Origin of the sequence: Streptomyces sp. Y1, from assembly GCF_041053115.1 — a bacterium.
Taxonomy (GTDB): Bacteria; Actinomycetota; Actinomycetes; order Streptomycetales; family Streptomycetaceae; genus Kitasatospora; species Kitasatospora rubellomurina.
Genome location: NZ_CP163445.1, coordinates 6,450,854 through 6,472,615 on the forward strand (window position 1 = coordinate 6,450,854; position 21,762 = coordinate 6,472,615).

Consider the following 21,762-nt stretch of genomic DNA (forward strand, 5'->3'; position numbering starts at 1 on the left):
CGCCCGGGGCCCACGCCTTCCGTGCTGTGCGGTGCGGTGCTTACGCCTCTTCGGCCGCCAGCTCCCGGGCCAGCTCCAGCCGCTTCACCTTGGTGGTGGCGGTGTGCGGCAGCTCGTCCAGCCGGCGCTGCACCGGCGGTGCCAGCGCGGGCAGGCCGGCCACCGCGCGGTTCCACCGGTCGACGTCGAGCGGTCGGTCGTCCCGGGTGCAGACCACCGGTATCGGCGCCCGGTCCCCGCCCGGGACGATGATCACCTCCAGCAGCTCGGGCAGCCGAGTGAACAGCTTGTCCTCCAGGTCGAGGGTGCTGTTGATGCCCGGGATCTCGTCGACCTCGCGGTCCAGCAGGTGCAGGCAGCCCCACCGGGTGCGGTAGCCGAGGTCGCCCATCCGCCACCAGCCGTCCGGCGAGAACTGGCCGTCGAAGCGCTCCTGTTCGCCGTGGTAGCCGATGATCTGCCCGCCGGTGCGCACCTCGATCCGGCCGGGGGAGTCCTTGGTCACCGGCCGGCCGTCCCGGCTGACCACCCGGACCTCGGTCATCCCGGGGAAGTTGCGGCCGACGCAGCGGCCCTCGGCGTTGGCGTTGCGGTACCGGGTGTAGGTGCGGGCGGCGACGGCGCCGGTCTCGCTCTGCCCGTACGTCTGGGCGAAGAACGGCAGGCTGCGCCGGGAGGCGCCCAGCAGGGTGTCGACGGTGCGGGGGTGGATGGCGTCGAAGGTGTTGCTGAAGCAGCGCACCTTGGCCAGCGGTTGTGCCGGGTGGTCGGCCAGCACCTCCCAGCCGAGCAGCGTGTTGGGGTGGGACTCGATCACGCCGGGCGGGATCCGGGCGAACAGCGCGGCGGCGTGCTCCGGCTCGTCGTCGCGCATGATGATCATCGGGTGGCCGCGCAGCGCGAACAGCGCGGCGCCGCTGATCATCCGGGAGTGGACGAAGGAGACGTGCACGGCGATCGGCTCGTGCCGCCCGACCGGGGCGAGCAGCACCGACTGCGGGCGGCAGCGGGCCTGGATGGTGATGCCGGTCTGGACGGTGAGCTTGGGCAGCCCGGTGGTGCCCGAGGTGTGGGTGATCAGCGCGGGCTGGTCCTGCGGCATGGTCACCGGCCTGATCCGCTCGGCCCCGGCCAGCGCGGGCAGCGAGGTGGCGCCCGGGAACTCCCCGGTGGCGACCAGCACCCGCTCGGACAGCTCGAAGACCTCGGACGGCAGCTCCTTCTCCAGCTTCGCCGCGTCGGTGAGCAGCGTCGGCCGCGACAGCCGCCCCAGCAGCCGGGCGACGGTGGTGCCGTCCAGCTTCGGGGAGAGCAGCACCGGCACCGCGCCGACCCGGGCGACGCTGTAGGCGAGCAGCGAGATGTCGAAGCCGTCCGCCTTGTGGATCACCACCCGTGCGCCCGGCCGGACGTCGGCCGCCCACAGTCGGGCGGCGAAGTCGTCGACCAGGTCGGCGACCTCGGTCAGGGTGATCCGCCGGCCCAACTCGGGGGCGATGTCGAGGTCGTGGTCGAGGTAGACCGGGTTCGCCGGGTGGCGGGCGGCCGCGCGGTCGAAGACCGTGCCCAGCCGGATGCCCCGGTTGCCGACGCGTTGCAGGAACATGCTCCTCTTTCCCTTCGATTGGTCGCACTGCGCACCCGGCGGGGCCTTGGTGCCGGACCAGCCCCAGGGCTCGTCTGACAATTCCCGCCGGGCACGCGACGCCGGGCATCCCGCCTGGACGCACCGGCGAATCGCCCAAGTACACCCAGTACGAGGACGATCCGCCGGCACGCCCAGCCGGGCGCCCAACGCCGCGCGCTGATCCGACGCGAATTGTCAGACGAGCCCTAGTGCTCGCGCAGGGCCCGGTCGACGAGGGGGCCGGCCGCCCCGGTGTAGGCGGTCGGGTCGCACAGCCGGGTGAGCTCGTCCTCGCTGAACACGCCCTTCAGCGCGGGGAGTTCGGCGAGGACCAGGGCCAGCGGCCGGTGGCCGCGGTCGGCCTCGGCGGAGGCCTCGGTGAGCAGCTGCTTCGCCTCCGCCTTGCCGAGCCGCGGCGCCAGGACGGCCGCGATCCGCTCCGAGACGACCTGACTGCCCGTCAGGTCCAGGTTGGCCCGCATCCGTTCGGGCCGGACCTCCAGGCCCTCGGCGAGCTCCACCGCGGTGTGCGCGGCGCCGCCGGTGAGCCGCAGCGCCTCGCGCAGCAGCTGCCACTCGGCGTGCCAGGCGCCGGCCGAACGCTCGTCCTCGGCCAGCAGGCACTGGGTGAGCCCGGTGGCGATCACCGGCACCTGCAGCGCGGCGCTGCGGATCAGGGTGGCGAGCACCGGGTTGCGCTTGTGCGGCATCGCGGAGGAGCTGCCCCGCCCGGCCGCGGTGGGCTCGGCGACCTCGCCGACCTCCGTCCTGGTCAGCGACTGCACGTCGATCGCGAGCTTGCCGAGGGCGCCGGCCGTGAAGGCGAGCGCGCCGGCGAGGTCGGCGATCGGGGTGCGCAGCGCGTGCCAGGGCAGCACCGGGCGGGCCAGTCCGGTCTCGGCGGCGAAGGCGGCGACCAGTCGGTCCGGGTACCCGTCCGGATCCCCGGCGTCGCCGCCGTCGATCCGGGCGTACTCCAGGTAGCCGGCGAGGGTGCCGGCGGCGCCGCCGAGCGAGACCGGGAGCTGGTCGGCGACGGCGCCGAGCCTCCGTTCGGCGTCCAGCACCAGCTGCCGCCAGCCGGCCGCCTTGAGGCCGAAGGTGGTCGGCACGGCCTGCAGGGCGAGGGTGCGGCCCGCGAGGGCGGTGTCCCGGTGGCGCCCGGCGAGGACGGCCAGCGCCCGGGCGGTGCGGGCGAGGTCGGCGCGGACGGTGCGCAGCGCGCGGGCGGCCACCAGCATCGCGCCGGTGTCCAGCACGTCCTGGCTGGTGGAGCCGCGGTGGACGTACTCGGCGGCGGCCCGGTCCTCGGCCGCCACCACCCGGGTGAACGCCCTGACCAGCCCGACCACCGGGTTGGCGGTCTCCCGGGCTTCGAGCGCGAGGGCGCGCAGGTCCAGCCGGTCCGCCCGGGCCAGCCGGGTGATGGTGTCGGCGGCGGCCCGGGGCACGGTGCCCAGGGCGGCCTGGGCCCGGGCGAGGGCCGCCTCGGCGTCCAGCATGGCCTGCAGCCAGGCCAGGTCGCTGACGGCGGCCTCGACCGGGGTCCCGGCCCGGACCGGGGAGAGCAGGCCGCCGTCGGTCAGCGCGTCGGCGGCGCCGTGCGGGTCGGTCATACCAGTACTCCGGTCAGGTCGGTCACGTCCGCGCCCGGCCGGACGGCGGCCGGCACCTCGGCGGCGGGCGACAGGGCGAGCACCGCGCGGGCGATCGCGTCCGAGTCGCCGAGGGTCACCGAGTCCACGCCGGGCCGGATCCCGGCGGCCGTCACCCAGTGCACCGACTCGGTGGGCACCCCGTAGGCGTAGCGCCGCGGGTGCGCGCGGCCGCGGGTGTCCAGCAGCCGGTACGGCCGCTCGGTGACGGCCAGCCCGCCGGTCTCGTAGCTGCTCCCGTCCTGGGCCGGGATCCGGTACGCGGTGGCCTGCTCGGTGCTCAGCAGGTGCTGGAGCAGCGGGTCGGTGGTGCGCCGCAGGTCGGGTTCGGGCAGCCGCGCCTCGATCAGGACGGTGGCCCGCACGGGCGTGCGCGGCACCTTGGTCGAGCTGAGCACGTAGCAGGGCGTGCCGGTGTCGATCCGGATCTCGGTGCCCGGGCCGGAGAGTTCGACGACGCCGGCCTCGATCAGGGCGATCAGCTCCTCGATCCGGGAGACCGGCGGGCCGATCGACAGGAAGGCGTTGAGCGGGGTGTACCAGCCCTCCAGGTCGTCCCGGTGCGAGGTGCCCTCCAGCCCGCCGTGGTCGACGGCCTGCCGGATCTCGTTGCGCAGGTCGCGCAGCACGTCCAGGGCGGCCTTGAGCGGGCCGCTGAGGTTCCCGGCCCGGGCCGCCTCGACGTCCAGGGCGAGGTAGTCGAGGAGCCAGTCGCGGAAGTCCTCCGGGCCGGTGAACTCCCGGTCCCCGTACGGGCGGAAGAGTCGGTCCCAGTCCCAGCGCTCGGCCTCGGTGATGCCGTACTCCTCGCACAGGAACGCGAAGCCGTCGCCGCGCGCGACCGTCAGGTAGCGCTGGACGAAGTCCTCCCGCTCGGCGCCGCGGCCCCGGGCGTCCAGCAGCGTGCCGTAGTAGACGCTCTCCACCTCGCGGGAGATCAGCGGCCACAGGTCGGTGCGGAAGTGCACCGGTTCGCCGGCCGCGGCGCGCCGGCGCAGCCCGGCGATGTACTCGGCGGTGAGCAGCCGCGGGTAGTAACGGCCGTACGCGCCCTTCTCGTTCTCGCCGCGGGCGTGGTACGGGATGCCGCGCCGCGACCAGGCGAACAACTTCGGCTCCCGGCCGGAGGGCCGGTAGACCAGCCGCTCGTCGACGCGCTCGAAGGAGCCGCCGCGGCCGATGGTGAAGAGCGCCATGTGGTCGAAGAAGTTGAGCCCGAGGCCGCGCAGCAGCACGTTCTGGCCCGGCTCGATGCCGCTCAGGTCGAGGTCGGCGGGGTTGGCCGGGGTGAGGTAGGTGAGGTGGTGGATCCGGGCGAGGCTCGCCGTCCGCTCCTCGTGCGGGGTCGGCCGGGCGGCGACGTGGCCCTGGGCGAGCACGATGGCGTCCAGCTCGTTGAGCCGGCTGCCGTCCTCCAGCCGGATGCCCTGCGGGCCGCCGGGGATGCCGTGGGTGTCCGCCATGGCGACCGCCCGCGAGCGGTGCACCACGACGGTGACGTGCGCGGGGGCGCCGTCGATCACCTGGCGGAAGCAGGCGTTCAGGTAGCGCCCGTAGAAGGCCCGGCTGGGGTAGGTGTTGGGCCCCAGGGCGCGGGCCTCGGCGAGGCAGGCCTCGTCCTGCCCGGAGGCGGCGCCGGCGGCGGCGATCTCGGCGGCCCACCCGTACAGGCTCGGGCCGGGCTCGATCGGGCCGTCGATCCGCGAGCTGTCGTCGGTGTAGACGGTGATCTGCGAGGCGACGGTGTTCATCAGCAGGTGCTGCGACTGGTCCTGGCGCCAGACGGCGCCGGCGCCGGGCGCCGCCGGGTCGATCACGTGCACGGTGACGGCGTCGTGCGAGGGCCGGGCGCGCTCGTTGGCGCACAGCCGCTCCAGCACGGACAGGCCGCGCGGGCCCGCTCCGACGATGCAGACCTCCAGGCCCGCCTGCTTCCTTCCGGTCATGGCTGTCCGCCCTCCGCGTCCGATGCGTGGTCCGATCCGTCGTCCTGTGCGTCGTGCTGTGCGTCCTGCCGTGCGTCGTGCTGTGCGTCCTGCCGTGCGTCGTGCTGGGTGTCGTGCCGTGCGTTGTGCTGGGTGTCCTGCTGGGTGTCGTCCACCGGCTCCGCGGCGAGCAGCAGCCGGGCGAGCTCCAGGCGCTTGATCTTGGTGGTGGCGGTCCTCGGCAGGTCGGCCAGCCGCCGGTGGACCGGCTCGGCCATCGGCGGCAGCGAGGCGGTGGCGCGCCGCCAGGCGGCGAGGTCCAGCGGCGCGTCGTCCTTGGTGCACACCACCGGCACCACCCGGCCGTCCGTGCCGGGGATGATGATGACCTCGGCGAGGCCGGGCAGCCGGCCGAACAGGGTGTCCTCGACGGCCAGGGTGCTGCCGAAGCCCTCGATCAGGTCGACCTCGCGGTCCAGCAGGTGCACGCAGCCCCACCGGGTGCGGTAGCCGACGTCGCCCATCCGCCACCAGCCGTCCGCCGACACCTGGGCGTCGTAGCGCTCCTGCTCGCCGAGGTAGGTGACGATGCGCCCGTCGCTGCGCACCTCGATGAAGCCGGGGTTCTGCGGGGACGGCGGCCGGCCGTTGCGGCTGACCACCCGCACGTCGGTCATCCCGGGGAACGGCATGCCGACGCAGCGGCCGTCGTCGTCCAGCGTGCGGCGGCGGCTGAAGCCCCGGACGATCGCCGGGCCGACCTCGCTCTGCCCGTACAGCTGGCCGAACACGGGCGCCCGCCGCTTGGTGGCGCGCAGCAGCCGGTGCACGGTGCGCGGGTGGATCGCGTCGAAGGTGCTGCTGAACAGCTTGACGTTGGACAGCGGCCCGCGCGGGTCCTCGGCCAACTCCTCCCACTCCATGAAGGAGTTGGGGTGGGCCTCCAGGATGCCGGGCTTCAGCCGGGCGAACAGGTCGCCGATCTCCTTCGGGTCCGAGCCGCGCAGCAGCACCAGCGGGAAGCCGCGGTACAGCGAGATCGCCAGGGCGGTGATCAGCCGGGAGTGGACGAAGGAGACGTGGATCGCGATGGTCTCCCGGCGCCGGATCAGCGGGGCGATCACCGAGGCCTGCGGGCGGTAGCGGGACTGCAGGCTGAACCCGGTGTGCACGGCCAGCTTGGGCGTGCCGGTGGTGCCCGAGGTGTGGGTGATCAGCGTCGGGTGGTCGGCCGGCATGACGACCGGGGCGACCCGCTCCACCCCGGCCAGCGAGCGCAGTTCGACCGCGTCGCGGTAGGAGCCGGAGGTCAGCACGACCCGGCCGGCGAGCTCGAAGACCGTCCCGGGCAGGACGTTCTCCAGCTTCTCCTGGTCGGTCACCAGGTACGGCCGGTCGGTCCGGCGGACCAGCTCGGCGACGGTGGCGCCGTCCAGCTGCGGGGACAGCAGGACGGGTACGGCCCCGATCCTCGCCGCCGCGCAGGCGAGCAGGGTGATGTCGAAGCCGTCGGCCTTGTACACCACCACCCGCCGGGCCGGTCGGACGCCCGCCGCCCAGAGCCGGGAGGCCAGGTCGTCCACCAGGTCCGCGACCTCGGCGACGGTCGCCCGGCGGCCCAACTCCGGTGCGACGTCCAGGTCGTGGTCGAGGATGAGGACGTTGGCGCCGTGTCTCGCCGCGGCGCGTTCGAACAGCATTCCGAGGTGGATCCCCCGGTTTCCGATACGTTGCAGAAGCACCTGTCCGCCTCCCGGACCGCGGCATGCCGCCGACGGCGCTCGACGTGGAATGTGATGGGGGCCGTGCGGGGCGAAGGGGGCCGGTCGGCGACCGGGCCCGGTGTCACGTCCGAGCGACGCTCACGCCTGCTCGACGACGGCCTTGATGCGCCGCAGCGTGACGGCCAGGTCGGCGGAGATCTTGTCGCCCCATTCGGCGAAGAAACGTTCCTTTGCGCCGGCGTCCATCTCCGCGGTGATGCCCTTGATGCCCTCGGTGGCCGCGTTCATCCGGAAGTGGTGGGTCAGCAGGCTGCCGCCGCCCTCGGCCGGCTCGATGTCGAAGCCCCACACGCTCTGCTGCGGCTCGCCCGCCGAGTCGTGCATCGCCCACCGGAAGGTGCGGCCGGGCTCGGCGGCCACCACCTGGGCGTGCGTCGTCCACCGGCCGCGCACCACCGGCGCCCAGGCGACCACGTCCTCGCTGCGGAGGTTCTCGCCGCGGAACACCGAACCGACCTCGGCCGGGGCGCCCACCACCCACTCACCGCCCTGGCACTCCGGGCTCCACTCGCCGCTGCGCGGCAGGTCGCTGAGCACCGCGTACACGTCCAGCGGGGTCGCGGCGACGCGGATGTCGGCGTCGGCGGAGAAGATCGGCTGCTGCTTGTCGTTGCTGGTTTCGCCCATGCCGGGAATCGTCCCAGCCGGGCCCCGGCGGGGGTCAAGGCCGGGCCGGCGGGTCCGTCAACTCCATGATTCCGTGTCAACTCCCTGCTGGAAAAAGGGGCGAACGGGGCGGCCGGACCGTGCCCTGACCTGGGCTCCAGCGGCCCGGCCGCCCCCGGCTGCCGTCACGGACCGGCGGGCACCTCGCGGGCGAAGTGCAGGGCCACGATCGCCATCCGGCCGGCGTGGTAGAAGCGGTGGGCCCCGTGGTTGGACACCCCGGAGTCGAGCTCGATCCGCACGCACCCCGCCCGCCGGGCCCGCCCCTCCAGCTCCGCCATCAGCCGCCGCCCGACCCCCGCCGAGCGCACCGCCCGGTCGGCCACCAGGTCCTCCACGAACAGCAGCCGCCCACGGCTGGTGGCCAGCACCCGGTGCGCCGCCACCCCGACGCACCGCCCGCCCGCGTCGTAGGCGGCGGTGAAGACCAGCCCCTGCCGGTGCGCCTCGGCGGCGAAGTCCGCGAACTCCCCGGCCGTCAGCGCCGGCCTCAACTGTCTGATCAGCGGCCCGACATCGGCCGCCATCGCGGCCTGCCCCGGGACGACGTCAACCATCGTCAGCTCCATGCGGGGCACTCTAGAGCCTGCGGCCCCGCCTCAACTCGTCATCGCCCGCGACGTCCTGGCGCCCCGGCCCGGCCTGTCGTACCGTCCCCCCGTGACCCTCTCGCAGGCGGACGTCAACCGGATCTTCCTCCCGGCCACCTACGCGGACGGCGTGCCGTACGGCCTGTTCCGCGAGCTGCGGCGGGCCGCCCCGGTGTGGTGGGTGGAGGAGCCGCCCGTGGCGGGCTGGCCCGGCGGCACCGGCTACTGGGCGGTGCTGCGCCACGCGGACGTGAAGCACGTGCTGCGCAGCCCGGACGTCTTCTCCTCGCACCTGGGCGCGACCCAGGTCCGCGACCCGGACACCCCGGCCGACCTGGACTTCGTCCGGGCGATGATGCTCAACCAGGACCCGCCCGACCACTCCCGGCTGCGCCGGATCGTGGCGGGGGCGTTCACCCCGCGCGCCCTGGTCGAGCTGACGGACGCGGTGGCCGGCCGGGTGCGCGAGCTGGTGGCCGGGGTGCGGCCGGAGGGCGCCGCGGACCTGGTGCGACTGGTGGCCGACCTGCCGGTGTGGACGCTGGCGCGGGTGATGGGGGTGCCCGAGCAGGACCGGCAGCTGCTGGTCGACTGGGCGAACCGGGTGATCGGCTACCAGGACGCCGACTACGCGCAGTCCAGCACCGCCGACCCGGCCACCCTGACCGACCTCGGCCGGGCGGCGCTCGCTCACCGCCCCACCGCCCTCACCGCGCCGGACGGCCGTCCGGTCAACCCGCGCTCCCGGCCCGCGCTGGCCGACATGTACGCCTACGCCCACGGGCTGGCCCAGGCCCCCGGGGAGTCGCGCGGCATCCTGGCCCGGGCCCTGCAGGCGGGCCTGACCGCCGACGAGTTCGAGACGATGTTCTTCCTCTTCGCCGTCGCCGGGAACGAGACCGTCCGCAACGGCCTGCCCGGCGCCCTGCTCACCCTCTTCGGCCACCCCGCGCAGTACCGGCAGCTGCGCGAGCGGCCCGAGCTGACCGGCCCGGCCGTCGAGGAGCTGCTGCGGTTCTGGCCGCCGGTGATGAACATCCGGCGCACCGCGGCCGCGGACACCGAGCTCGGCGGCCGGCCGATCCGGCGCGGGGACAAGGTGGTGGTCTACCACGCCTCCGCCAACCGGGACGAGACCGTCTTCCCGGAGCCGGACCGCCTCGACCTCACCCGCACCCCGAACGACCACGTGAGCTTCGGCTACGGCCCGCACTTCTGCGTCGGCGCCCAACTCGCCCGCGTCCAGCTGCGGTTGATGGTGCGCGAACTGCTGGACCGGCTGCCCGGGCTGGAGCCGGACCCGGCGGCGGGGCCGCCGCGGCGGCTGGTCACCAACTTCCAGAACGGCCTCAAGTCCCTGCCGGTCCGCTGGCGGACGACCGGCTGACGGCCCGCCGGCCGTCATGGCCCCTCCCCGCCGGGCCCTCCGTCGTCGAACGAGCGCCCGTCGAACACCTCGGAGATTTTCGCAAGAAGTTTCCGTTATTCCCGGCCGCCCCAGTCGCTCTCCGGAGTGTCAGCGGGCCCGAGCCCCCGGTTCAGCGGGGTGCGCGGGCCATGGCACGAGGAAAGGAACGCGATGGGACACCGAAGCAGCGAGCTCCGGCGGCGCAGGCGCCGCAGGCTCACCCGCCGGAGCGCACTGGTCGCCGCCGTGGTGGCGGCCGGACTGGTCGTGGGGACGCTCGGCATCCGCACCGCGCTGGAGCCGACGTCCGCGCACAGCACGGTCACGGCCGCGGACGTCGTCGGTGACCAGGCCGGCGTCGTGCCGGACGGCGACGGGTCTGGGGAGACCGGCACCGCCGAGGGCGGCAGCAAGCCGCCCGCCCCGAAGCGGGACGAGAAGGCCGCCCCGCCGAAGTCGATACCCAAGGACCAGCCCGAACGCGGCCTGGTCTACGCGGGGTTGAACCTGCCGGCCAGTGACCGCTGCGGCAGCATGCTGGAGGTCAGCGGCAGCACCCAGTGCAGCCACGGCCCGGACGTGCCCCCCAAGGACGTGGACATCCGCAAGGACGTCCCGCCGGTCGCCGCCCCGGCCGCCCAGCCGCCCGCGCTCACCCCGCCGGCCGACGTCCGCGCACCCGCCGCCGCGGACCTCCTCAAGGGCGGCGAGCCCGTCCTCGACGTCCAGCAGAAGGCGCTCCTCGACGGCTCCGGCGGCTCCGGCGGTGGCGCTGCCCCCGCCGGGTCCGGCCTGATCTGCGAGGGCGACGGCCGCAGCGGCAACCGCGTCCAGGTGGTGTACGTGCACACCCCGGGCAACGACCGCTACGCCCAGTACCTGGCCTCGTTCAAGAAGTGGGCCGTCGACGTCGACGTCATCTACAACGCCAGCGCGGCGGAGACCGGCGGCGAGCGGCACGTCCGCTTCGTCACCGAACCCGACTGCAGCGCCTCGGTGCTGAACGTGCAGATCTCCGACGCCGAGGCGGCGGACTTCAACGCGAGCAACCGCGCCCTCGCCGCGCAGGGGTTCGACCGCAAGGACCGCAAGTACATGATGTTCACCGACGCCAAGGTGTACTGCGGGATCGGCACCTTCGCCGGTGACGAGCGCCCCGGCCAGGACAACCTCAGCAACTTCGGCCCCTCCTACGGCCGCACCGACGCCGGGTGCTGGGGCGGCACCACCGCCGCGCACGAACTCGGCCACAACCTGGGCGCGGTGAACAACAGCGCCCCCAACTCCAGCAAGGCCGGGCACTGCGTCGACGAGTGGGACATCATGTGCTACTCGGACGCCCCCTACTACCCGCAGATGCGGACCGTCTGCCCGGACCGCGCCCATGACGACCGGCTCGACTGCAACCACGACGACTACTACAACACCGACCCCAAGCCCGGTAGTTACCTGGCCACCCACTGGAACGTCGCGAACAACCGCTTCCTCGTCGCGGGCGGCGGCACCGGCCCCAACCCCAACCCCACGCCGACGCCCACGCCCACGCCGACTGGCTCGCCCACCCGCACGCCCTCGCCGACCCCGACGCCCACCGGCAGTCCGACCGCCACGCCGACCGGCTCCCCGTCGCCGACCGCGTCCCCGACCCGGGGCGGCGACACCGGGCCGGACCTGACGGTCAGTCAGGTCACCCAGAACTCCGCGGTCCTGAGCTGGAAGGCCGCTCCGGCGGCGGCCGGCTACGACGTCCAGCTGAACGGCCAGACCGTCGGCACCGTGCGTTCGACCGTGGTCGGCCTGGTCCGGCTCGCCCCCGGCACCTCCTACACCGTGGCCGTCGCCGCCCGCGACGCCGCCGGTTCGGTCGGCAGGCCCGGCCGCGCCGTCACCTTCCACACCCTCGCGGACGCGGGCCACCCGCAGCCCGGCACCCGGTACACCATGGTCAACGGCCTCACCGGCCAGGCGGCCGACCTGTGGGGCAGCTCGCTGAACGACGGCACCGTGGCCATCGCCTACCAGCGCACCGGCTACGCCAACCAGAAGTGGTCCTTCGAGGACGCCGGCAACGGCGCCGTCCGGATCAAGTCCGTGCGCTCCGGCAAGTGCCTGCAGCTCGGTGGCGCCGCCGTCGCCGGCCAGTACGTCGCGCAGCAGCCGTGCGCCGACACCGCCGCGCAGAAGTGGCAGCTCAACGCCGCCGGCGGCGGGTTCACCGTCACGGCGGACGGGGGTTCGCTGGTCCTCGGGCTCAGTGACCGCTGGTACTACGGCGGCTGGCTGCTGGAACTGCAGCAGCCGAGCGGCCAGCCGTACCAGAACTGGTCGCTGGTGAAGACCTCGTAGGCGCGGACCTCGTAGCTCCACGCTCCACCAGCGGGCGCGGCCGCCGTCACCGGACGGCGGCCGCGCCCTGGCATCCCGGCACCGCAGCCCCACCCCCGCCACCCCGAGGACTTCCCGCCATGCGCACCCGACCGCTCTTCGCCGCCCTCGCCCTCGCCGCCGCGGCCGTGCTGTCCGCCACCGCACCCGCCGCCGCCCACGGCGACAGCGTCCACCTGGACGTCTCCGGGCAGCGGAACGGTCACGTCAGCACCGTCGCCACCTGGGAGAACGACCACGACCCGGTCACCGAGGACTTCGCCGGCACGCTGTCCGCGACCGCCGCGGACGGCCGCACCGCCGGCCCCTGGCGACTGGTCGCCGTCCCGGGCAGCCCGGGGACGTACACCACCCGCGAGATCCTGCCGGCCGGCCACTGGAAGGTCACCGTCGAGTGCGCCTTCCCCTCCCTCGGCCACGGCGAGCGCGAATTCGACGTCGCCCCCGCCGCGGTCGACGACCCGCCGACCGCCTTCGCGACCGCGACGGGCGCCGCCGGTTCCCCGGTGGCCGCTCCGGTGGCCGGCCCCACGGTCGCTGCCACCCCGGTGGGGGACGCGTCCCACGAGGCCGCCGACGGCGGTGTCAGCCGGGCGACGGTCGGCGCGGCCGCAGCCGCCGCGGTCGTGCTCCTGGCCGCCGCCGGCCGCTGGCTCCGGCGCCGCCGCTGACCGTCCGACCCGCGGCCGTCAGACCGCGGCGCCCGCGCAGGTGGGGCAGAGCCCCCGGTAGGTGACCTCGGCGCCCGCCACGGCGAAGCCGAAGCGCTGCTCGGCCGGCAGGTCGGCGAGCGGGTCGCCGGTGGGGTGGACGTCGCGGATGGTGCCGCAGCCGGTGCAGACCAGGTGCTGGTGCGCGTGGTGCGCGTTGGGGTCGTAGCGCTTGGCGCGCCCGTCCGTGGAGACCTCGATGACCTCGCCGAGGGTGACCAGCTCGCCGAGGGTGTTGTAGACCGTCGCCCGGGAGATCTCCGGCAGGCGCGCGGCGGCTCTGGCGTGCACCTCGTCGGCCGTGAGGTGCACGTGGTCCCCGTCCAGGACCTCCGCCACGACACGCCGCTGGGAGGTGAGGCGCCAGCCGCGCCCGCGCAGTCGCTCCAGCAGGTCACTCATATCGGTTCACCTATTCAGGTCAAGGGGAAGAACGGATGGTACCAATCGGTGTCCGAGGTCTTCCGAATCCCGATCGAATATGGGTTTGGTGTCTTTCTTGACGTGGACTGTGTCCATCGTAGGATCGGCTCCGGCGATAGCCTAGGTAGTAGAGAAGACACCGCGTGATCCGCCTTGTGAGGAAGGATTCCCATGTCTGACAACCACGAAGCAACCGGCGAGGCCGCGGCGGGCTGCCCGGTGAACCACGGGCGGGCGCCGTACCCCGCGCAGGGCGGGGGGAACCGCCAGTGGTGGCCGGAGCGACTGAACCTGAAGATCCTCGCGAAGAACCCGGCCGTGGCGAACCCGCTCGGCGCGGACTTCGACTACGCGGCGGCCTTCGCCGCCCTCGACCTCCCGGCCGTCAAGCGGGACATCCAGGAAGTCCTCACCACCTCCAAGGACTGGTGGCCGGCCGACTTCGGCCACTACGGCCCGTTCATGATCCGGATGGCCTGGCACAGCGCCGGGACCTACCGGATCAGCGACGGCCGCGGCGGCGCCGGCGGCGGCCAGCAGCGCTTCGCGCCGCTGAACAGCTGGCCCGACAACGCCAGCCTCGACAAGGCCCGCCGGCTGCTGTGGCCGGTGAAGAAGAAGTACGGCCGCAGCCTCTCCTGGGCGGACCTGATCGTCCTCACCGGCAACGTCGCCCTCGAGGGCATGGGCTTCCGGACCTTCGGCTTCGGCGGCGGCCGGGTCGACGAGTGGGAGCCCGACGAGGACGTCTACTGGGGCCCCGAGACCACCTGGCTGGGCGACCAGCGTTACACCGGCGACCGCGAGCTGGAGAACCCGCTCGCCGCCGTCCAGATGGGCCTGATCTACGTCAACCCGGAGGGCCCCAACGGCAACCCGGACCCGATCGCCGCCGCCCGCGACATCCGCGAGACCTTCTACCGGATGGCGATGAACGACGAGGAGACCGTCGCGCTGATCGCCGGCGGCCACACCTTCGGCAAGACCCACGGCGCCGGCCCGGCGGACAACGTCGGCCCGGACCCGGAGGACGCGCCGATGGAGCAGCAGGGCCTCGGCTGGAAGAGCCGCTTCCGCACCGGCGTGGGCGCCGACGCGATCACCTCCGGCCTGGAGGGCACCTGGACGGCCACCCCGATCACCTGGGACAACAGCTTCTTCGAGACGCTGTTCGGCTACGAGTGGGAGCTGACCAAGAGCCCGGCCGGCGCCTTCCAGTACAAGCCCAAGGACGGCGCCGGCGAGGGCACCGTGCCGGACGCGCACGACCCGAACAAGCGGCACGTGCCGATCATGCTCACCACCGACCTGTCGCTGCGCTTCGACCCGGTCTACGGGCCGATCTCCCGGCGCTTCCTGGAGAACCCGGACCAGTTCGCGGACGCCTTCGCCCGCGCCTGGTTCAAGCTCACCCACCGCGACATGGGCCCCGTCGTGCGCTACCTCGGCCCGGAGGTCCCGGCCGAGCACCTGCTCTGGCAGGACCCGCTGCCGGCCGTCTCGTACGGGAACCCGGAGGAGGCGGACGTCGCCGACCTCAAGCGGCGGATCGCCGCCACCGGCCTGTCCGTCTCCGAGCTGGTCTCCACCGCGTGGGCGGCGGCCTCCTCCTTCCGCAGCAGCGACAAGCGCGGCGGCGCCAACGGCGGCCGCATCCGCCTGCAGCCGCAGGCCGGCTGGGAGGTCAACGAGCCGGACCGGCTGGCCGGAGTGCTGCGCGCCCTCGAAGGCGTCCAGCGGGACTTCAACGCGCAGGGCGGCGCCAAGCAGGTCTCGCTCGCCGACCTGGTGGTGCTGGCCGGCGGCGTCGGCATCGAGCAGGCGGCCCGGGCGGCCGGCCTCGCCGTCGAGGTGCCGTTCGCGCCCGGCCGCGTGGACGCGCCGCAGGAGCTGACCGACGTCGAGTCCTTCGCCGCGCTGGAGCCCAAGGCGGACGGCTTCCGCAACTGGGTCGGCAAGGGCAACCGGCTGGCGGCCGAGTACCTGCTGCTGGACAAGGCGAACCTGCTGGGCCTCAGCGCCCCCGAGATGACCGTGCTGGTCGGCGGTCTGCGGGTGCTGGGCGCCAACCACCAGCAGTCCTCGCTCGGCGTGCTGACCGACACCCCCGGGGTGCTGACGAACGACTTCTTCGTCAACCTGCTGGACCTGGGCACCAGTTGGCGCGCCACCTCGGAGGCCGCCGACACCTTCGAGGGCCGGGACGAGTCCGGCGCCGTGCGCTGGACGGGCAGCCGGGCCGACCTGGTGTTCGGCTCCAACGCCGAACTGCGGGCGATCGCCGAGGTGTACGCGGCGGACGACGCCAAGGAGAAGTTCGTGACGGACTTCGTCGCGGCCTGGGTCAAGGTCATGAACGCGGACCGCTTCGACCTGGACGCGAGCCGGGCGGTGTGATCCCGTCCGGTGTGACGGCGTGACGGCGGGAGCCCGGGGCGTGCGGCCCCGGGCTCCCGTTTCAGCTGTGTGCCGAGCCGACGCTGACCAGGCCGGTCTCGTACGCCGCGACCACCACCTGGGCCCGGTCCCGCAGCCCCAGCTTGCCGAGGATGCGGGCCACATGGGTCTTCACCGTCGCCTCGGACAGCCCCAGCCGGGCGGCCAGCTCCGCGTTGCTGAGGCCGCGCGCGAGCAGGGCCGTCACCTCCAGTTCGCGCCGGGTGAGCGTCGCCAGCTCCCGGTGCGGCGCCGCGGCGCCGGGGGTGTCGCCGCCGGTACGGGCGAAGCGCTCGACCAGCCGCCGGGTGATCGCGGGGGCGAGCAGCGCGTCCCCGGTGCGGACCAGCCGGACGGCGGCGGCCAGGTGCTCGGGGGTGACGTCCTTGAGCAGGAAGCCGCTCGCGCCGGCGGCCAGCGCGGCGTAGACGTACTGGTCCAGGTCGAAGGTGGTCAGCATGACGACCCGGGGCGGCTCCTGGGCGCTGCCGTCGAGGATCCGCCGGGTCGCCTCCAACCCGTCCAGGCCGGGCATCCGGATGTCCATCAGCACGACGTCCGGCCGGGTGCGGCGCACGGCGGCGACGGCCTGCTCACCGTCCTCGGCCTCGGCGACCACCTCGATGCCCTCGGACTCCAGGATCAGCCGGAAACCGGTGCGGACCAGGGCCTGGTCGTCGGCCACCACCACGTGCAGCGCGAGCTCGTCGTCCATCAACTCTCCCAAGGGATCAGGGCCTTGACGCGGTAGCCGCCGCGCAGCCGGGGGCCGGTGTGCAGGGTGCCGCCGTAGACGGCGAGGCGTTCGCGCAGGCCGAGCAGGCCGCGCCCGTTGCCGGTGGCGGCGGCGCCGGTGGGGCGGCCGCCGGTGTCGGTGACCTCCACCCGCAGCCGGTCGGCGGCGTACTCGACGGTCACCGCCGCCTCGGCGCCGCCCGCGTGCTTGACCGTGTTGGTCAGCGCCTCCTGGACGACCCGGTAGGCGGCGAGCTCGACCCCGGGGGGGACGGCCCGGCGGGCACCGACGACGGTCAGCTCCACCGGCAGTCCGGCCTGCCGGACGCCCTCGACCAGGGCGTCCAGCCGGTCGAGGCCGGGCTGCGGGCTGAGGTCGGCGGTCGCGGCGGGATCGCCGTGGCCGGCGGTCGAGTCGATGGTCAACAGGCCCATCACGTGCCGCAGTTCGGTCATCGCCGCGCGACCGCCGGCCTCCACCGCGGCCATCGCCTCGCGGGCCCTGTCCGGCGCGGAGTCGAGGATCTTGCGGGCGGCGCCGGCCTGGATCGTCATCATGCTCACGTTGTGCGTCACCACGTCGTGCAACTCCCGGGCGATGCGTGCCCGTTCGTGCTCCACCGCGCGCTCCAGCGCGGCCAGCTGTTCGCGCTCCAGGGCGGAGCGGCGGCCGCGCTCCTCCTCCACCCGGCGGCGCCACATCCGCAGCTCGTACGCGACCGCGAGGACCGGCAGCAGTACCAGGACGGCAATCACGCCGTTCGGGAAGTGCGGCAGCTTGGCGTCCCCGAACAGCACCACCAGCCCGGCCGTCGCGGCCAGCAGACTCGCCAGCACCGGAACCGGGCGGCGCCCGTACGCGGCCGCGCCGTACGCGGCGACGATCACTGCCATGCCGACCGAGTACGCGATGTCCTCCGACTGGTGCCGTACCAGGAGCGCGCCCGGCAGCACCGCCCACAGCACCGCCAGCGGAAAGCGGCGGCGCAGCGCCAGCGGCAGCGGGACGAACGGCACCAGGACCAGCAGCCAGTGCCAGGCGTGCCCGTGCAGGGCGGGCGCGATGCTCGCGTACCGGCCGCTGACGGAGGCGAGGAAGAGGGCCAGGGCCAGGTCGAACGCCTGGCCGCGCCGGGTCGGCCGGGGCGGGGCGGGCGCGCCGCCCCCGCCCGCCCGGGCCGCCGCGCGCAGCCGTCGCACTGTCGGATGGTTGATCACCGGGACATTCTGGCGGCCCCCGGCCGTCCGGCACAGCCCGGCGGGCGGCGGCGGCCCGTACACCGGGCGACTACCTCGCAAGGATGACGCCGTGCGCCGTACGCCGGGCGCGGTACGGACTTTGCCGCGGGCGGCGGACGCGGGCCCGCGCCGCCCGTCCGTACCTTCGTCCTCGTCGAACGTCAGGAACTGCGAGGAGTACGGGACATGAGCGATCCGGTGATCGAACTGAGCGGCGTCGGCCGCCGCTACGAGGGCGCGAGGGCGGCCCTGGACGGCGTGGACCTGAGCGTGCGGGCGGGGGAGTCGGTGGCCGTGCTGGGCCCGTCCGGCAGCGGGAAGTCCACCCTGCTCAACCTGGTCGCCGGGCTGGACCGGCCGAGTTCGGGCACGGTGACGGTGGCCGGGGTACGGGTCGACCGGCTGAACGAGACCGGCTCGGCGCGCTACCGGCGCGGCACGATCGGCATGGTGTTCCAGTTCTTCAACCTGCTGGACGACCTGACCGTCGCCGACAACGTGGTGCTGGCCGGCGAACTGGCCGGCGTCCCGCGCGGCGAGGCCCGGCGGCGGGCCGCCGAGCTGCTGGAGTCGCTCGGCATCGACCGGCACGCCCGCGCCCACCCGGGCAGGCTCTCCGGCGGTGAGCGCCAACGCGTCGCGGTGGCCCGGGCGTTGATGAACCGGCCGGCCCTGCTGCTGGCCGACGAGCCGACCGGTGCGCTGGACTCCGCCTCCGGCGAGGACGTCAAGGAGCTGTTCCGCGAGTTGCACGAGGACGGCCAGACCGTCCTGCTGGTCACCCACGACCTGACCCTCGCCCGGGACTGCGCCACCCGCACCGTCCGGATGCGGGACGGCCGGATCGAGTCGGACACGGCGGTGGCGGCATGAGCGCGCTGGGGCGAGTCGTGCGGGCGGGCGTCCGTAGGCGCCGGACGCAGTCGGTCGCGGTCGGCCTGGCCGCCCTGGTCGCCGCCACCTGCTCGGTGCTGGGCGGTTCGCTGCTGGTCGCCTCCCGGGCCCCCTTCGATCAGGCCTTCGACGGCCAGCACGGCGCCCACCTCACCGCGCGCTTCGACGGCGCCCGGACCGGCGCCGACCAGCTCGCCGCCACCGCGCACGCCGCCGGGGTGACGGCCGCCGCCGGCCCGTTCCGCACCCTCACCCTCGACCCCGAGCCGACCCCCGGCGAGCACACCCCGGCCGGGGCGCAGCTGCCGCCGATGGCTGTCACCGGGCGTGCCGAACCTGCCGGAGGTGTCGACAACGTCCAGCTGACGGAGGGGAGTTGGCCGAAGAGGCCGGGCGAGGTGGTGGTCGCCTCCGGGTACGAGACCTCGGCCGCGACGGGCGACACCCTGCGCCTGCCGGGCCTGCCCGGGGCGCCCGTGCTGAAGATCGTCGGCTTCGCCCGGTCCGTCAGCCGCACCGCCGACGCCTGGGTGACGCCCGACGCGATCGGCTCCCTCACCGCGCCCGGCAGCACCCCCGGCTACGAGATGCTGTACCGCTTCGCCGACGCCGGCAGCACCGCCGCGATGGACGCCGACCGGGCCGCCGTCGCGGCCGCCGCCCCCGCCGGGGCGCTCACCGGCGCCCAGTCCTGGCTCGCCGCCAAGGAGGGCTCGGACCGCAACACCGCGATGTTCCTGCCGTTCATGGTCGCCTTCGGCCTGCTCGGCCTGGCGATGTCGGTGCTGGTGGCGGGCAACGTGGTGGCCGGCGCGGTCGGCACCGCGACGCGGCGGATCGGCGTGCTCAAGGCGCTCGGCTGCACCCCCGCCCAGGTGGTGCGCGCGTACGTCGCCCAGGCGCTGATCCCGGCGGCCGCCGGCACCCTGCTCGGGGTCGTCGTCGGCAACCTGCTCACCGTCCCGGTGCTCGCCACCACCGGCCACGCCTACGGCACCACCGCCTCCGGCATCGCCCCCTGGGTGGACGTCGCGGTCGCGGGCGGCACCCTGCTCACCGTCGCGCTGGTCGCCTGGGCGGCCGCCGTCCGCGCCGGACGGCTGCGCACCGTCGAGGCCCTGGCCGTGGGCCGCACGTCGGGCGGCACCCGGCAGGTCGTCGCCGCCCGGATCGCCGCGCTGGCCGCCCGGCTGCCGCTGCCCCGGCCGATCGGCCTCGGTCTCGCCCAGCCGTTCGCCCGCCCGGCCCGCGCGGCCGGGATGCTCGCGGCGGTCGTGTTCGGCACGGCGGCGGCGACCTTCGCGGTCGGCATGGGCGGGACGATGAGCTGGGTGCAGGGGGCGAAGAACCACGACGCCTCGGACGTCCTCGTGCACCCGCAGCGGCCGGACCTGCCGCACGGCGCGCCCGGGTCGGCCGGGGCGGCCGGGGCGGCGGCCCCGCCGGCCCGGCCGGTCGCCGCCGACCCGGCCGCCGTCACCGCCGCCCTCGCCGCCCAGCCGGGCACCGCCGCCTACTACGGCCTCGGCGCCGTCGACGTCACCGTCCCCGGCGTCGCCGGGACGACCGCGGTGACCGCCTTCGTCGGGAACAGCGGCTGGGCCGGCTACCGGATGGTTTCCGGGCGCTGGTACCAGGGCCCCGGCGAGGCCGTCGCGCCCGCCACCTTCCTCACCGAGGCCCGGGTCGGGCTCGGCGACCGGGTGACCTTCACCAACCACGGCCGGCCGGTCACCGTCCGGATCGTCGGCGAGGTCTTCGACCCGCACATGCAGACCAACGAGCTCTTCACCGACGCCGCCACCTTCCCCGCCGGGACGGCCCCCTCGCCGGACCTCTGGTTCGTCAAGCTCGATCCCGGCACCGACCACGCCGCCTACGCCACCGCCCTCGGCGCCGCGCTCGCCCCGGTGCACATGACCGCCGAGGCCGACGCCCGGCACAGCTCCAGCGGCTCCATCGCCGCGCTGAACTCGCTCACCGCCACGCTGACCCTGCTGCTGGTCGTGGTCGCCGGGCTCGGCGTGTTCAACACCGTGGTGCTGGAGATCCGCGAGCGCACCCGCGACATGGGCGTCACCAAGGCCCTCGGCATGACCCCGGCGCAGACCGTGGGCGTGGTGCTCGCCTCGGTGCTGCTGGTCGGGGCGGTCGGCGGCGCGATCGGCCTGCCGCTGGGGCTGCTGCTGCACGGCCGGACGGTGCCCGCGATGGGCCACAGCGCCGGGCTGAACTTCCCGGACTCCGCCCTCGACGTCTTCGGCACCCCGCTGCTGCTCCTGCTCGCCCTCGGCGGGCTGCTGATCGCCCTGCTCGGCGCGCTGCTCCCGGCCGTACGGGCGGCGCGGGCGCGGACGGTGGAGGCGCTGCGGGCGGAGTGACGGCGGCTGCCCGCTGCTGTGCATGGCGGCGGCGGGGGCGGGTAGGCGGACCTGGGGGGGCCGCCTACCCGCCTACTCGCATGTCCGCCCACCGGCCTGCGCCGTCTCTCCGCTTCTCCGTCTCCCCGCCTCCCCGCCGTGGAGCGATCATGAAGTTCGAACTCCTCCACCCCAACCCGAAGTACCCCCGGGCCCGCCTGGCCGACCCGCCCCCGTACGGCTACCTGCACCTGGCCGCCGCCGTGGCGCCGCCCGGCGGGCCGCCGTTCGTGCGCACCGACGCCGTGCGCAGCGCCCTGCTCGACCGGCTCAAGCCGCTGGCCGTCGCGCTCCAGTCGGAGCCGGCCGTCCGGCGGGCCACCGTCTACCGCGCGCTCCTCGCCCCGCCGCCCGGCGGCTACGCCCGGCAGGGGCGCTTCCACCGGGCCCGCTTCGACGTCGCCGTCCTGGTGGAGACCGACACCCCCGAGGACCTCGGCCCGGTCACCGAGGGCGAGCGGTACCAGGCCCTGGCCTCGGCGCTGACCACCGCCGCCTCCGACACCCACGTGCTGCGCGCCCGCTGCACCCGCGCGCTCGCGGACGTCGACAAGAGCCGGCCCGCGCTGTTCCTGTTCAACCACTTCGTCGCCGAGGACAAGGACGTCGCCCTGGAGCTGTGGGAGCACCTGGCCGGCTGGTACGTGCGGGAGACCGGCCTGCGCGAGTCCACCCTGCTCGAACCGCTCGACGGCGCGGAGTCGGACTACGTCTTCGTCAACCACGCCCGCTGGGACAGCACGCCGCTTCGGCTGCTGCTGCGGCAGGTGAGCAAGCCGAGCTTCCGCAGCTACGTGCAGGCGAACCTGCTGGCCAACCGGGTCGGCGCGATGCCCGTCCTGTACCGGCGGACCTGAGGCGGCAC

At 74.6% G+C, this 21,762-nt stretch carries 16 protein-coding genes; 7 read left to right on the forward strand and 9 right to left on the reverse strand.

Features of this window, described 5'->3' with window-relative positions; all coding sequences use genetic code 11:
* Positions 1 to 40 precede the first annotated feature (40 nt).
* The 6 genes from AB2U05_RS28330 to AB2U05_RS28355 all read right to left on the reverse strand — a co-directional run bounded on the left by AB2U05_RS28330 (position 41) and on the right by AB2U05_RS28355 (position 8,226).
* Complete coding sequence (locus tag AB2U05_RS28330; RefSeq protein ID WP_369184608.1) at positions 41 to 1,606, reverse strand: class I adenylate-forming enzyme family protein; 1,566 nt, start codon at positions 1,604 to 1,606, stop codon at positions 41 to 43.
* 227 nt (positions 1,607 to 1,833) lie between these two features.
* On the reverse strand, positions 1,834 to 3,243 hold the full coding sequence (locus AB2U05_RS28335; protein ID WP_369184609.1) for an adenylosuccinate lyase family protein: 1,410 nt from the start codon (positions 3,241 to 3,243) through the stop codon (positions 1,834 to 1,836).
* The gene (locus tag AB2U05_RS28340; RefSeq protein WP_045694530.1) at positions 3,240 to 5,228 is read right to left on the reverse strand and encodes an FAD/NAD(P)-binding domain-containing protein; all 1,989 of its coding nucleotides are present in this window, start codon (positions 5,226 to 5,228) and stop codon (positions 3,240 to 3,242) included. Before AB2U05_RS28340 ends, AB2U05_RS28335 begins: the two co-directional genes overlap by 4 nt.
* Entirely contained in the window at positions 5,225 to 6,907 is a 1,683-nt protein-coding gene (locus tag AB2U05_RS28345; protein ID WP_369184610.1) for a class I adenylate-forming enzyme family protein, read from the reverse strand. The genes AB2U05_RS28340 and AB2U05_RS28345 overlap by 4 nt, the downstream gene beginning before the upstream one ends.
* 162 nt (positions 6,908 to 7,069) lie before the next feature.
* Positions 7,070 to 7,618, reverse strand: a complete 549-nt coding sequence (locus AB2U05_RS28350) for an SRPBCC family protein (RefSeq protein WP_045711224.1) — start codon at positions 7,616 to 7,618, stop codon at positions 7,070 to 7,072.
* A gap of 164 nt (positions 7,619 to 7,782) precedes the next feature.
* Complete coding sequence (locus tag AB2U05_RS28355) at positions 7,783 to 8,226, reverse strand: GNAT family N-acetyltransferase (protein ID WP_369184611.1); 444 nt, start codon at positions 8,224 to 8,226, stop codon at positions 7,783 to 7,785.
* A gap of 91 nt (positions 8,227 to 8,317) precedes the next feature.
* On the opposite strand from AB2U05_RS28355, the gene AB2U05_RS28360 reads away from it, so the two are divergent.
* From AB2U05_RS28360 to AB2U05_RS28370, 3 genes are all read left to right on the forward strand, one after another.
* Positions 8,318 to 9,634 (forward strand): cytochrome P450, encoded by a 1,317-nt coding sequence (locus AB2U05_RS28360; RefSeq protein WP_369184612.1) that lies wholly within the window; start codon positions 8,318 to 8,320, stop codon positions 9,632 to 9,634.
* 192 nt (positions 9,635 to 9,826) lie between these two features.
* A complete protein-coding gene (locus tag AB2U05_RS28365) occupies positions 9,827 to 12,001 on the forward strand; it encodes an RICIN domain-containing protein (protein ID WP_052706797.1) in 2,175 nt (724 codons plus the stop codon).
* 119 nt (positions 12,002 to 12,120) lie between these two features.
* Complete coding sequence (locus AB2U05_RS28370; RefSeq protein WP_369184613.1) at positions 12,121 to 12,711, forward strand: hypothetical protein; 591 nt, start codon at positions 12,121 to 12,123, stop codon at positions 12,709 to 12,711.
* Between the two features lie 18 nt (positions 12,712 to 12,729).
* On the opposite strand, the gene AB2U05_RS28375 is transcribed toward AB2U05_RS28370, so the two are convergent.
* Positions 12,730 to 13,152: a Fur family transcriptional regulator gene (locus AB2U05_RS28375; RefSeq protein ID WP_045694536.1), complete on the reverse strand. Its 423-nt coding sequence runs from the start codon at positions 13,150 to 13,152 to the stop codon at positions 12,730 to 12,732.
* A 192-nt stretch (positions 13,153 to 13,344) separates the two neighbouring features.
* Here AB2U05_RS28375 and katG point away from each other — a divergent pair, with 192 nt between their 5' ends.
* Positions 13,345 to 15,570 carry a catalase/peroxidase HPI gene (katG, locus tag AB2U05_RS28380; RefSeq protein WP_045711223.1) on the forward strand — a complete coding sequence of 742 codons (2,226 nt, stop codon included), beginning with the start codon at positions 13,345 to 13,347 and terminating at the stop codon, positions 15,568 to 15,570.
* Positions 15,571 to 15,631: 61 nt separating this feature from the next.
* On the opposite strand, the gene AB2U05_RS28385 is transcribed toward katG, so the two are convergent.
* Positions 15,632 to 16,324, reverse strand: a complete 693-nt coding sequence (locus AB2U05_RS28385; protein WP_369184614.1) for a response regulator — start codon at positions 16,322 to 16,324, stop codon at positions 15,632 to 15,634.
* Entirely contained in the window at positions 16,324 to 17,562 is a 1,239-nt protein-coding gene (locus tag AB2U05_RS28390) for a sensor histidine kinase (RefSeq protein WP_369184615.1), read from the reverse strand. The genes AB2U05_RS28385 and AB2U05_RS28390 overlap by 1 nt, the downstream gene beginning before the upstream one ends.
* 207 nt (positions 17,563 to 17,769) lie before the next feature.
* Here AB2U05_RS28390 and AB2U05_RS28395 point away from each other — a divergent pair, with 207 nt between their 5' ends.
* The 3 genes from AB2U05_RS28395 (at position 17,770) to AB2U05_RS28405 (ending at position 21,754) form a co-directional block, all read left to right on the forward strand.
* A complete protein-coding gene (locus AB2U05_RS28395) occupies positions 17,770 to 18,456 on the forward strand; it encodes an ABC transporter ATP-binding protein (RefSeq protein WP_045694546.1) in 687 nt (228 codons plus the stop codon).
* On the forward strand, positions 18,453 to 20,858 hold the full coding sequence (locus AB2U05_RS28400; RefSeq protein ID WP_369184616.1) for an FtsX-like permease family protein: 2,406 nt from the start codon (positions 18,453 to 18,455) through the stop codon (positions 20,856 to 20,858). The genes AB2U05_RS28395 and AB2U05_RS28400 overlap by 4 nt, the downstream gene beginning before the upstream one ends.
* A gap of 149 nt (positions 20,859 to 21,007) precedes the next feature.
* Positions 21,008 to 21,754 carry a hypothetical protein gene (locus tag AB2U05_RS28405; protein ID WP_369184617.1) on the forward strand — a complete coding sequence of 249 codons (747 nt, stop codon included), beginning with the start codon at positions 21,008 to 21,010 and terminating at the stop codon, positions 21,752 to 21,754.
* The last annotated feature ends 8 nt before the right edge of the window (positions 21,755 to 21,762 follow it).